Genomic DNA, 12460 nt, shown 5'->3' with positions numbered 1-12460 from the left:
TGCGCGTTGTTCGGACGAACCCACGCGCGGACTCGCAGCGTCCACGCTACCTCAGCTCGTACAGCGCTTCCACCGGGAAGTGGTCAGAATATAGAATTTCGGTGTGAATGCGGCAGGCCAGCACGCGCCACTGGGGGCCGGCAAACTGCTGGTCGATGCGCAGCAGCGGGGGCAGGTGGCCGTGGTAGGTGTTGCCCGGCCCAAAACCCACGGTGGCCCAGGCGTTTTGGAGGGAGCCGGCCAGGCGGTTGTAGGCGTAGGAATAGGGCAGGTCGTTGAGGTCGCCGGCCAGCAGCACCGGATAGGGCGAGCGCTGAATGTGGGCCAGCAGCGTATCGGCCTGCCAGGCGCGGGCCGCCGCGCCGCGCACAAAGCGCCCGAGCAGGCCCCGGCCCTTGCGCTGCAAACCGGCCTTGCTGGAGCCAGCGGCCACAATGTCACCCTCGTCCATGCTCATGCTTTGGAGGTGCACGTTGAAGATGCGCACCGTGTCGTGGCGGCCGGGGCCGGCCACATCCACCCACATGGCGTGGTTCTGGCTGAGGCGGCCAAAGGCGATTTCGCCCCGCCCCACAATGGGCAGCCGCGAAAAAATGGCCAGCCCAAACTCGGCCCCGGCGCGGTTGGTGAGGCTTTTAGACACGAATACCTGCCGCCCGCTCTGCGGCCCCAGCTTGTCGGCCACCCGAAACAGGTCGCCATCGGCCGAATGCGTACCGGCCGGCTCCTGGTAAAACTCTTGCAGGCACAGCACATCGGCGGGGCTGGCGGCCAGCCAGGCCATGGCGCGGGCCGGCGCAGTAGGGTCGGGCTGGCGCAGGTGCGCGTACACGTTGAAAATCCGCACGTTAGCCGATAATAGACGTAACGTTTTATTTTTCTGACGATTAGCTACCGGCTCCTTAGTATCTGTTAATTGTTGATTGTTAACTGATAAATGCAGCGGTAGCCCGCGCTGCACCTGGTGCCAGGCCAGCGCCAGCGCGGCCAGCGGCAGCAGCGCAATGGCCCGCTTGCGTAGCCCCCACCCCACCGCCAGCAGCCCCGTGAGCGCCAGCCACAGCGGCACCGTGAGGGCCAGCAGCGGGGCCAGGGCCAATTGCCCGGCCGGTACCCGCTCGGCAGCCACGCTCAGCAGCAGGCCCACTAACACGAGCAGGGTAAAACGATAGGAAAGCAACTGACGCACAACAGGCCGGGCGCGCGTAAGCTGGCTCCCGACCCAGCAAAAATACGGCCTTTTGCAGCCACCGCTAAGCTTGTAGCATGCGGGTGGCAAGCTTAGCTTTACTAGCCACTTGCACCGACTATTTTATATGCGGAAGAATTTTTACACTGGTCTTCTTTGTCTGCTCACGCTTGGGGGGCCCAGCTGGGCGCAGTCGAGCGCCGGGCACGCCCCCACGGCAGTAGCCCTGCCGGCCGACGAGGCCCCAAGCCTGGACTTTGTGGCCAACAAAGGCCAGTGGCCGGCGGCGGTGCGCTACGCAGCGGCCGTGCCAGGCGGCCACCTATGCCTGGAGCCGGGCGGCCTGCGCTACAGCTTGTTGCAGCCCATCGAGCACCCGCATATGGGGCCGGGCCACGGCGCGGCTAAGCCGGCCACGGCGCGCACTGCGGCGGTAGCGCCGCCCAGCGGCGCGGCCCCCATTAAGGGCCACCTGTTGCGGGTGCGCTTTGTGGGCGCCGACACCACGACCGCGCTGCAACCCAGCCAAGCCACCGGCGAAACGCGCAACTACCTGCATGGCAACGACCCCGCCCACTGGGCCAGCGCCGTGCCCGGCTACCGGCAGGTGCGCTACGACGCGCCGTGGCCGGGCGTGGCCGCCCGCTTTTACGAGAATGCCACCCAGCACCTGGAATACGACTTTGAGGTGGCGGCCGGGGCCGATGCGCGCCGCGTGCAGCTGCGCTACGAGGGTGCTACCAGCCTCACGCTCAGCGCCGATGGCCAGCTGCACGTGGGCACCTCGGTGGGCGAGCTTACCGAGCTGATGCCCCACGCCTACCAGCTCGACCCGGCCACCGGCCAGCGCCAGCCGGTGGCCTGCCGCTACCGCCTGCGCCCGGCCCCGGCAAACCTGGTGTCGTTTGAGTTGGGAGCGTATGACCACGCCCGGCCGCTGGTGATTGACCCCACGGTGGTGTTTTCGACCTACTCGGGGGCGCGGGGCAACAACTGGGGCTTCACGGCGGCTTATGACGCGGCAGGAAATATGTATTCGGGCGGTATTGTGCTCGATGACCTGTATGCCCTGCCGAGCTTTCCGACCACGGTGGGCGCTTACCAAACTACGTTTGCGGCCGTTATCGACATGGCGCTTATCAAGTACAACCCGGCCGCCAACGGTGCGGCGGCGCGGGTATGGGCCACCTACCTGGGCGGCAACCGGGCCGATTTTCCGAGCAGCCTGGTTGTCAATGCCCAAGGCGAGCTGCTGGTGCTGGGCAGCACCTCCTCTACCGACTACCCCACCACGGCGGGGGCAGTGCAAAGCCGCTTCCAGGGCGGCAGCACGGTAGACCCCTTCGGCGACGATGGGCCGGGCGTGTACCGGGTAAGCAACGGCACCGACATTGTGGTGACGCGCCTCAGCGCCAGCGGCGGCGGGCTGGCCGCCTCCACCTACCTGGGCGGCACCGCCAACGACGGCATTGCGGCCTACGTAACCAGCTCGGCCGCGCGCCAACTCCCTCAAAATTACGGCGATGCGTTGCGCGGCGACATCCTCACCGATGCGCAGGGCAATGTGTACATCGCGTCGGTAACGGGCTCCGGCAACTTCCCCACCACGGCCGGCAGCTTTGCCAGCCGCTACCAGGGCGGCACCTGCGATGCCGTGGTGTGCAAGCTCACGCCGGGCCTCAACAGCCTGGTTTGGAGCGGTTTCCTGGGCGGCAGCGGGGCTGATGCGGCCTACTCCATTCAGCTCGATGCCAGCGGCAATGCCTACGTGGCGGGCGGCACGCTCAGCCCCAGCTTTCCGGGCACCGCGAGCGGCTACCAGCCGCGGGCGCAGGGTAATGTGGATGGCTACGTGGCCCGCATTGCGGCCGATGGCAGCGCCGTGCAGCGCGCTACGTACCTGGGCACCAACGCCTACGACCAGGCTTTCTTTGTGCAGCTGGGGGCCGATGCCGGTGTGTACGTGCTGGGCCAAACGCTGGGCACTTGGCCCGTGTCGGCGGGCGCGTACCGCAACGCTGGCAGCCGGCAATTTATCCAAAAACTAAGTCCTGACTTAGATAAAACGCTGATAAGCACTGTAATAGGTAGCGGACGCAGCACCATCGACATCTCGCCCACCGCCTTTCTGGTAGACCAGTGCGACCGGGTGTACGTGTGCGGCTGGGGCGGCGAGATAAACCAGGGCGTGTATAACTACAGTGGCTTCAGCACCGCCAATGGCTACACCCACGGCATGCCCACCACCGCCAACGCCGTGCGCCCGGCACCCGATACGCCGGGCGCGGGCTCCGATTTTTACCTGGCGCAGTTCGCGCCCGGCCTCACGGCCCTCACCTACGGCACGTTTTTCGGCGACCCCACCCCCAACTCGGAGGGCGACCACGTGGACGGCGGCACCTCGCGCTTCGACCCGCGCGGCGTGGTGTACGCCGCGGCCTGCTCGTGCCGCAATCGCACTGGCTTCCCGGTGCCGCCGGGCGCTTTTTCGTATTCAACCGTCAATGGCTCAGTGTCCACGCCGGCCCAGGGCAGCTCACCGCTGTGCAATAACGCCGCCTTCAAGCTCAACTTTGAGCCCACCGTGGCGGCCGTGGGCCAGAACCAGGCGCTATGCGTGAGTTCGCCGCCGCTGGCGCTGGGCGGCCTGCCTAGCGGCGGCTTCTGGGCGGGGCCGGGCGTGTCGGGGTCGGTAGCGACGGGCTACCTATTCACCCCCAGCCTGGCGCTGGTGGGCACCCAAACCCTCACCTACACCGTGCCGGGGGCCACGGCGGCCTGCACCGCCTCGGCGCAGCTGCTCATTACGGTGAGCAACCCGGTGCGGGCGGTGGTGGCGGGGCTGCCGGCGGTGTGCGCCAGCGCCGGGCCGCTGGCCCTCACGGGCGGCAGCCCCGCCGGCGGCACCTGGAGCGGGCCCGGCGTAAGCCTTTCATCAACTGGTATTTATGTATTCACTCCCAGCCAGGCGCTGGTGGGCACCCAAACTCTCACGTACTCGGTGGCAGCCGTGGCGGCCTGTGGCAGCAGCGGCAGCCAGGCTACGGTTACCGTTCAGGTGCTAGTGGCCCCCGTGGTAACGGTGCCCGCCGACACGGTGCTGTGCCCCGGCAGCGGGCAGGCGTTCCGGCTGCGCGGCTCGCCAGCGGGCGGCGTATGGAGCGGGCCGGGCGTGACGTCAGCCGGCGTATTTACGCCCCCCGCCACGGCCGGCACCGTGGCGCTCACCTACACCGTGGCTCCAGCGGCGGGCTGTGCGGCGTCGGCCACGCGGCGCGTAACGCTGCTGGCTGTGCCGGTGCTGGCCCCGGTGCTGGTGCCGGGTATCTGCGTGCCCAGCACGGTAGCGCCGTTGCTGGTGCACTTCAGCCAGCCGGCGGGCGGGCTGCCCGCCGGGGCGGTAATAACCTGGAATTTTGGCGATAGCACGGCGGTAGTCACGGGCCTCGACGTGACGCATACCTACCTCAAGGCTGGCACTTTCCGGCCCCGCGTCACGCTCAGCTTCAACCAGGGCCGTTGCGACCAGGCACTGAGCTTACCGTCCATCACGGTGCAGGAGATACTGATTCCCAACATCTTCACCCCCAATGCCGACGGCCAGAACGACCTCTTCACGCCGCGCCTGGGTGGCTGCCCGCCCCGCCTGCAAGTGTTTTCGCGCTGGGGCCAGCAAGTGTACGAAAACGCCGCCTACCAAAACACCTGGGACGGCACGGGCTTGGCCCCCGGCGTGTATTACTACCTGCTCACCCCCCCCGATGGCACCGCCGCCATCAAGGGCTGGGTGGAGCTGGTGCGGTAGAGAGCGGTAAATTTGTACACATCTGTCCTTGCGAGCGCAACGCAGTGGAGCGCGGCAATCTTTCCTCCACGTCAGGGTTACCAATCAGATGCCGCGCACGAACAGGAAAGATTGCCGCGCTCCACTGCGTTGCTGCGTTGCGCTCGCAAGGACAATTGCCTAATAATTAAATAATTACCAGAATGGACATTTTCATGCAAGCCGCCATCGACGAGGCGCGGCTGGGCCGCCGGGAAGGCGGCATCCCCATCGGCTCGGTGCTGGTGCGCGGCCAGGAGATAGTGGGCCGCGGCCACAACAAGCGGGTGCAGGACCTCGACCCCATCGCCCACGGCGAAATGGACGCCCTGCGCAACGCCGGCCGCCAGCGCACCTACCGCGACACCGTGCTCTATACCACGCTGATGCCCTGCTACATGTGCGCCGGCACCATCGTGCAGTTCAAAATTCCCAAGGTGGTAGTGGGCGAGGCCCAGACCTTCGGCGAGTCGCTCGACTTCCTGAAATCGCACGGCGTGGAGGTCGAAATTCTCGACTCGCCCGAGTGCGTGGAAATGATGCGCGAGTTTATCGAGGCCGAGCCCACCCTCTGGAACGAGGATATTATGGAACTGTAGAATCAGTAACTAGCTCTAGCTCTGCAAGCAGAACGTCATGCTGAGCTTGCCGAAGCATCTCTACCACGCCGCTGGATTTACTAACCCTGGTGGCGTGGCAGAGATGCTTCGGCAAGCTCAGCATGACGTTCTGCTTGCAACCATCTGTATTACAGACTATTCTACTTCCTACCCAGCCAACTCTCCGGGTTCAGATTAGCCGAGTTGCGCCACACCTGAAACTGCACTTGCGCCGTGCCGTCGGCATCGGTGGCAGCGGTGCCGATGGCCTCGCGGGCGTCTACCTGCTCGCCCTCGTGCACGTTCACCGAGCGCAGCTTGGCATACACCGTGAAGTATTCGCCGTGCTGAATCATGACGATGGTATTCATACCCGGCACTTGCGCCACCGTAAGCACCCGGCCTGCAAACACCGACCTAACCGGCTCACCCTCATTCGTTTGAATATCCACGCCACGGTTGTCCACCGTCACATGCCGAAGCACTGGGTGCGGGTGCCGGCCAAAGTGCTGGGCCAGGAAGCCGTGCGCCACCGGCCAGGGCAGCCGCCCCCGGTTGCCGGCAAAGTTGGACGAGAGCGTGGCGGTTTGGGGCGTGAGGGCCACGCGGCTGGCGTGGCGGTCGGCGTTGGTTTCTTCGGGCGCGTCGCTTTCGGGACTAGCGCTGGCGTCGGCGTTATCGTCGGCCGCATCGGGCTCGTCGGCGCGGGCGGTGGCGCTGGCCGGGCGGCGGCGGGTGCTGGCCGTGGCGGCGCGGGCGGCGCGGCGGCGGGCGGCCACGGCAGCCAGGCGGGCGGCGTGGGCGGCGCGGGCAATTTCTTCGCGCACGCGCTGGGCAATGAGGTCGTCGAGGCGGGCCACGGCCTGCTGGCGCTGGGCTAGCTCCTGGCGCAGGCCCTGCTCCTGCTGGCTGAGCTGCTGCACCACTTCGTCCTGCTCGGTCTTGAGGCCCAGTAAGTTGCGGTTTTCCACCAACTGGTTGGTTAGCAAGCTTTTCTGGCGCTGGCGCTGCTGCGTGAGGCCGTCGAGCTCGTGGCTGAGCTGCTGCTGCGCGCCCACTATGCGCAGGGCCTGCTTCTGGCGCTCCTCGGTGTACTGGCGCACGTAGCGCAGCCGCAGCACAAACTGGTTGAACGACTCGGCGGCAAACAAAAACATGAGCTGGTTGAAGCCGCTGCTCGTTTTGGAGGCCGCGTACATCAGCCGGGCGTATTCGGCCTTGAGGCGGGCCAGCTGCTCCTGGGTGCTCAGCACCTGCCGCACCGTTTGGTGTACGTTGGTTTCGATGCCCTGCAGCTGGGTTGAGATGTGCGCAATTTGCCCCTGCTTCACCGTCAGCTTTTCCTTGATAACGTTGAGCTGGCCCAGCGATGCCTGTTTCTTCTCGGTGGTCTGAGTCAGCACTTTACCCGCCTCCGCAATGCGGCTGAGGTTGGCCTCGCGCTCGCGCTCCAGCTGGCCCTTGCTCTTGGCACGCGGGCGGCGGGTGGTGGGGCGGCGCGCCTTGGCCGCCGGCCGGGCAGTTGCCTGGCGCGCCTTGGCCGGGCGGTGGCGCTGGGCGGCCGCCGGGCCGGCCAGCAGCACCAGCAGGCTGGCCGCCAGCCAATACTTAAAAACGGGTGAGGAAAATGTCACGAAGCAAACCGGGCGCGGCAGGCAGAATACCGCCCCACAAAATAACGCACGAATGGCGGGCCGGGCGGCGACCGTGGCTTTGGCCGGGCCGCGCCCTGGCCGGGCGGCTTGGGGCTGGCGCTATGCGCTACTCGCTACGTGGTGGCCGAGCAGCCAGCGCTTCCTCTTTACTCACTTCGCTAAAGTCCTTTACGCCGGCCTTGTTTTACGGGGTTATAGGTGGCTTAACACCCCTTTTGCCGCTTGAGAGAGTGCTGAAACCCCGGTTTCAAAAGTCTGCCTGAACTGCATGTAGCCTTGTGCTAGCGGGAGTGCCTACCCACCTTCGTTGCGACATAGAATTTCCCGACTACTACTCCCCCTGCTTTGCCCTTTCTTCCATGAGAACCAACCACTTCCTCCTACTGGCCGCCCTGCTGGGTCTGAGCCAGTGCCACCATGCCGACCCCGGCCCCGCCAAGCCCGAGGACCAGTTGCCGCCCGCTACCCAGACCGGGGCCGGCACCTTCGGCTGCCTGCTCAATGGGCAGCCCTGGACCCCGAGCGGCTATAGTGGCCATCCTGACTTCATTACTACATATGACGCTGGTTATCACAACGGAACTCTACAGATTAAATGCTATCGCTATACAACTAGCGGTACCCTCCAAGGTCTGACGTTCGGTGCTACAAATGTTAAGCAGGCTGGCACCTATTTGTTCGCCTCCACCGGAGACAATGGGTTAAACTATATTGATACTGAGTTAAAATCTCCTTGTAGCATAGTAGATAACGCTAATTCTGGTGCTTACCAGACCGGTAACTTAACGCTCACTCGCTTCGACTTGAAAGCTGGTGTCATTTCGGGCACCTTCAACTTCAAGCTTTATCAATCCGGCTGCGACACCTTGAAAATCACACAAGGTCGTTTTGATTATACCCTTTAATCCTCCTTTCCCTTTTCCCATGAAGAAGCTTTACGCATTGCTGCTACTCGCTTTATTACGAGTTTATGGCCTGCAGGCCCAGCAGGTTGATTCACTGGGCCTGAAGCTCGATGCCGTTTTTGCCAACGTCGACAAAAGCCAGGTGCCCACCCGCCTGCTGGCTGAGTATGGCCTGCCGCTGCTGCCCCTTACCTCCTTCAACGGCACGCTGGCCGACAGCACCCGCACCAACCCGACCCTGTTTCGGGCCCTTTACGCTTCGGCCTACACAGCCTGCATCTGGGGGGCTAACCCGTTGGCATCGTTGCCGGCCTACAATGCCCAGGTAGAAGCCGTGGAGGCTAGCAGCCCCACCCTCATCCCGATTATGGTGCAGCGTATCGACTACGCTACGCTGCGCCCCGAGGCCCGCAGCCAAAACCTGCTGACGGTGCAAAACCAGCAGCTCTACGACGTGCCCGGCCGCTCCGGCGACCCGTATGGCCTCTGCACGCTGTTTGCTGCGGCGCCGGCGCATACCTACTGCCCTTCCGGCAACGTGTCGCTCGTGTTTCCCAGCACCCGGCACCCGCATGCATGGCGCGAGAAAATAGGTAGTTAACAAGTATTTCAATGCGACAGCGTACTATTGCGTTAAAAGATGTATGTTTGGTAAACCTTTTCCCTTTTCCCATGAGACCCAACCACTTCCTGCTACTGGCCGCCCTGCTGGGTCTGAGCCAATGTAAGAAACATGACTCAAGCCCCGCCAAGCCCGAGGACCAGTTGCCGCCCGCTACCCAGACCGGGGCCGGCACCTTCGGCTGCCTGCTCAATGAGCAGCCTTGGACTCCACAAGGCTATGATGGCCGCCCCAATTTTGTTCTGACCTATGACACCGGTTATCGAGGTGGAGCTTTGCAGATAAAGTGTTACCGATATACTAGCAGCAGCACATTTCAGAGCATAATTTTTGGTGCAGTAAATATTGCTCAAGCTGGAACCTACCTTTTCTCTGCTCCTGACAATGGAATTTCTTACTTCGATACTAGTCTAACCGCCCCCTGTAGTTTGCAAAGTTATTCTAATTCTGGCACTTATCGAACAGGAAGTTTAACCATCACCCGGCTGGATTTAAAAGCAGGAATCGTGGCGGGTACGTTCAATTTCAAGTTCGCCCAGCCCGGTTGTGATACTATAAAAGTCACACAAGGGCGCTTTGATTATACGCTTTAACCTTCCTTTCCCTTTTCCCATGAAGAAGCTCTACGCATTGCTGCTACTCGCTTTACTGCGAGTTTATGGCCTGCAGGCCCAGTAGGTTGATTCACTAGGCCTGAAGCTGGATGCCGTTTTTGCCAACGTCGACAAAAGCCAGGTGCCCACCCGCCTGCTGGCTGAGTATGGCCTGCCGCTGCTGCCCCTTACCTCCTTCAACGGCACGCTGGCCGACAGCACCCGCACCAACCCGACCCTGTTTCGGGCCCTTTACGCTTCGGCCTACACAGCCTGCATCTGGGGGGCCAACCCGTTGGCATCGTTGCCAGCCTACAATGCCCAGGTAGAAGCCGTGGAGGCCAGCAGCCCCACCCTCATCCCGATTATGGTGCAGCGTATCGACTACGCTACGCTGCGCCCCGAGGCCCGCAGCCAAAACCTACTGAGCGTTCAGGATAACCAGCTCTACGACGTGGCCGGCCGCTCCCAAAGCCCTTACCAGTCGCGCACGCTATTTGCTGCCGCGCCCAGCCGCGAATATGCCAGCAGTAGTACGGTAACGCTGATATTACCGCGCTCGCTTTATATCGAATACCTGGCCGCTAATCCCAACGTTAGCCTGCGCTCACTGGAGCTAGATTTAGCTGACGGCAACGGGTACCAACCTGTAAGCTGGGACCAGCGCCTGACTACTAGCTACACCTCGGCGGGGGCAAAACGCATTAAAATACGCTTTACCTACCAACAGACAGTACGGCGGGGCAACATAGGATTCTTCTTACCAGTCACCTACGAAAGCCAATTTGATTTAATAGTGCCACCGCCTGCCGCTAGTCAAGCTAGCTCTAATGCTACCGCACGGACCAACAACCTAGCCAGCCTCGCCGACGACTCGGTGCTGTTTGCCGCCGCCCCAGGGCGGGCCGCCGGGAAAGCCTACATCTACTACTCGGCCAGCCGCAAAGGCAGCAAAAAGCTCGTCAAGCCACTTATCGTGCTGGAAGGGTTTGACAAGCATCACATCGCGCCGCATATCTCACCAGTTAATTATTCTCTTGACCAGTTTCTGAGAGAAATAGAAACTACTAATGGTTTCAATTTTAGAAACGCCCTTGAAAACACTGGGGACTACGACATTGTGTTTGTAGACTACGCCAACGGCACGGATGATATCCTGCTCAATGCTGGGCTGTTCGAGCAAGTGCTTAGCTACGTTAATACGAACAAAGACCCGGCTTCGACCGAACAAAACGTGGTGATGGGCATGAGCATGGGCGGGGTTATTGGCCGCTATAAGCTAGCGCAGCTTGAAAAAGCCAATCCCGGTAGCACGCACGTGCGCCTACTCATTTTGCAGGACAGCCCCCAGCGCGGGGCCAATTTGCCCTTGGGTTACGCCGCCGCCGTCCGGCAGGCCAACAACTGTTTTTTGCGCAACATCTCGCTTAAAGACGTAAATGCCTACATAAAAGAAAGTGTTGCGCTACTCGACCAAGCCGGTACCCGCCAGCTTCTCAAGTACCAGGCGCTAGGGCCAAACGACAGCGATTTTTTCGCTAATACTTTTCTCGACGGCCCCTACCGGCAAATGATAACCTACGCAGCCCCTTACCGCATTGTGGCCGTCAGCCAGGGTTCGCAATGCGGTGTTGGGTTATTCCCCCCCTACACCGAGCTGCTTCGGGGGTCGGCCAGCTCTTTCAATGGGATACTGGGGTACATCATTCAATCCTACCTGCCATCCGTCCCTGGCTTTGGCGGCGAAGTTGTCCTCAATGCCCTGCCCGGTGGCAGTCAATCGGCCCGCGTATCAGGGCTCTACCTCTACACCCAAATCAGAATCCTACGCTTTATACCCATTCGAATAACGTTAACGCGCCAGAATTTCTCGTGCCCTGGTGGCTTGTTGCCACTTGATGGAGCAGCGGGTAGCACCGAGCCGTTTGTGGGAGGGCCCAACGTTATAGCTAAAGATTCCCCGGGTTGGTTAGGCCCTTTGTTTTCTTATCAGTATGCCTTGCGCAGTCGGTTCAGCTTTATATCGCCAGCCAGTGCCCTCGACATCGCCGACTTTACCCTACCTGCCTTATCTGCGAAGTATATTAATAGCTCTACTTCTATCAGCACTACCAGCACGAACGATTTTGTGGCGCAAGAGCAGACAAATCTATTTGGTAGCACTGATTTTAACGTACCGCATCTCACCTTCACGGCCCGCAACGGAGAGTGGATATTTAACCAGATGCAAAATGACCTCTCAAATGCAGCTACGGTAGCTTGCTCTACTGAGTGTAGCGCTGTGTTAGCTATCGCCGGTCCCACCCAAGTATGCACCTCGCCCACGTCCGTCTTTTCGGTCAACACCTCGCAGGTAACCTGGAGCGCCGAGCCCAGCAGTTATTTTACCACCATCACTGGCTCGGGCAGCCAGTTTGTTACTTCGGCGGCTCCCGGTGCCTATGGCTCGGCCACTATCACGGCTACGTTTCCGTGCGGGCCGCCCGTGACTAAAACCGTATCGGTGGGGGCTACCTCTCCTACCGGCCGGTACCGCTATAACGGGGCGAATTACACGTTGTCGAGTACGAACTTCGTCATGGGCTACAATAGCCCGATTACTATCACCCTCGACCAGCCTTATAGCTTCACCTTTAGCTCCAACACCCCGGCGGTAGTGCTTTATAATACCAGCACTAACTCCACGACGTTCTCCATTCCTTCCTCCGTCACGAGCACCGTCAAAATTGCCGCAGTTGCCGCCGGCACTAGCAGCGACTGCGGCCTGGTGGGAGACTTCATTTTTGTGCCAACCGGGCCCAGATTTGCAGCTGCCCCCAACCCGGCTACTTCGGAGCTAACCGTCTCAGATGGCGCGGACGAACCCACTTCCTCCGCTGCCAAAACCGACGCCGGAACCACCAAATCGTTTCAGGCTGACCTGTACGACACCTACGGCAAGAAGGTCAAGACCAAGCAGAGCGAGGGCGGTAAAGCCGTATTTGATGTGCGTGATGTACCCGATGGCCTCTACAATCTACGCGTGGGCCAGGGCAAAGACGCCTATTCCGAGCACATTCAGATTACACATTAAG

8 protein-coding genes are annotated in these 12460 nt (G+C 61.7%); 6 read left to right on the top strand and 2 right to left on the bottom strand.

Annotated features, from left to right (window positions below; genetic code table 11):
* Positions 1-46: 46 nt before the first annotated feature.
* Complete coding sequence (locus tag ACYVGC_RS11045) at positions 47-1180, bottom strand: endonuclease/exonuclease/phosphatase family protein (RefSeq protein ID WP_460583887.1); 1134 nt, start codon at positions 1178-1180, stop codon at positions 47-49.
* Positions 1181-1316: 136 nt separating this feature from the next.
* Between ACYVGC_RS11045 and ACYVGC_RS11040 the strand changes: the two genes are divergently transcribed.
* Both ACYVGC_RS11040 and ACYVGC_RS11035 read left to right on the top strand, forming a co-directional pair.
* Positions 1317-4994: a DUF7948 domain-containing protein gene (locus tag ACYVGC_RS11040; protein WP_460583886.1), complete on the top strand. Its 3678-nt coding sequence runs from the start codon at positions 1317-1319 to the stop codon at positions 4992-4994.
* 182 nt (positions 4995-5176) lie between these two features.
* Positions 5177-5611: a nucleoside deaminase gene (locus ACYVGC_RS11035; protein WP_460583885.1), complete on the top strand. Its 435-nt coding sequence runs from the start codon at positions 5177-5179 to the stop codon at positions 5609-5611.
* Between the two features lie 161 nt (positions 5612-5772).
* On the opposite strand, the gene ACYVGC_RS11030 is transcribed toward ACYVGC_RS11035, so the two are convergent.
* Complete coding sequence (locus tag ACYVGC_RS11030) at positions 5773-7245, bottom strand: murein hydrolase activator EnvC family protein (RefSeq protein WP_460583884.1); 1473 nt, start codon at positions 7243-7245, stop codon at positions 5773-5775.
* Between the two features lie 380 nt (positions 7246-7625).
* On the opposite strand from ACYVGC_RS11030, the gene ACYVGC_RS11025 reads away from it, so the two are divergent.
* The 4 genes from ACYVGC_RS11025 (at position 7626) to ACYVGC_RS11010 (ending at position 12459) form a co-directional block, all read left to right on the top strand.
* Positions 7626-8171: a Riean_0653 family protein gene (locus ACYVGC_RS11025; protein WP_460583883.1), complete on the top strand. Its 546-nt coding sequence runs from the start codon at positions 7626-7628 to the stop codon at positions 8169-8171.
* A gap of 19 nt (positions 8172-8190) precedes the next feature.
* Positions 8191-8772 (top strand): hypothetical protein, encoded by a 582-nt coding sequence (locus ACYVGC_RS11020; protein WP_460583882.1) that lies wholly within the window; start codon positions 8191-8193, stop codon positions 8770-8772.
* 71 nt (positions 8773-8843) lie between these two features.
* Positions 8844-9386, top strand: a complete 543-nt coding sequence (locus ACYVGC_RS11015) for a Riean_0653 family protein (protein ID WP_460583881.1) — start codon at positions 8844-8846, stop codon at positions 9384-9386.
* Between the two features lie 142 nt (positions 9387-9528).
* Entirely contained in the window at positions 9529-12459 is a 2931-nt protein-coding gene (locus ACYVGC_RS11010; RefSeq protein WP_460583880.1) for a T9SS type A sorting domain-containing protein, read from the top strand.
* Position 12460: the final 1 nt, after the last annotated feature.

This window comes from Hymenobacter arcticus (assembly GCF_054779975.1).
Note: the sequence above shows the minus strand (reverse complement) of the source record. Positions and strands in the feature narration are given on the sequence as shown.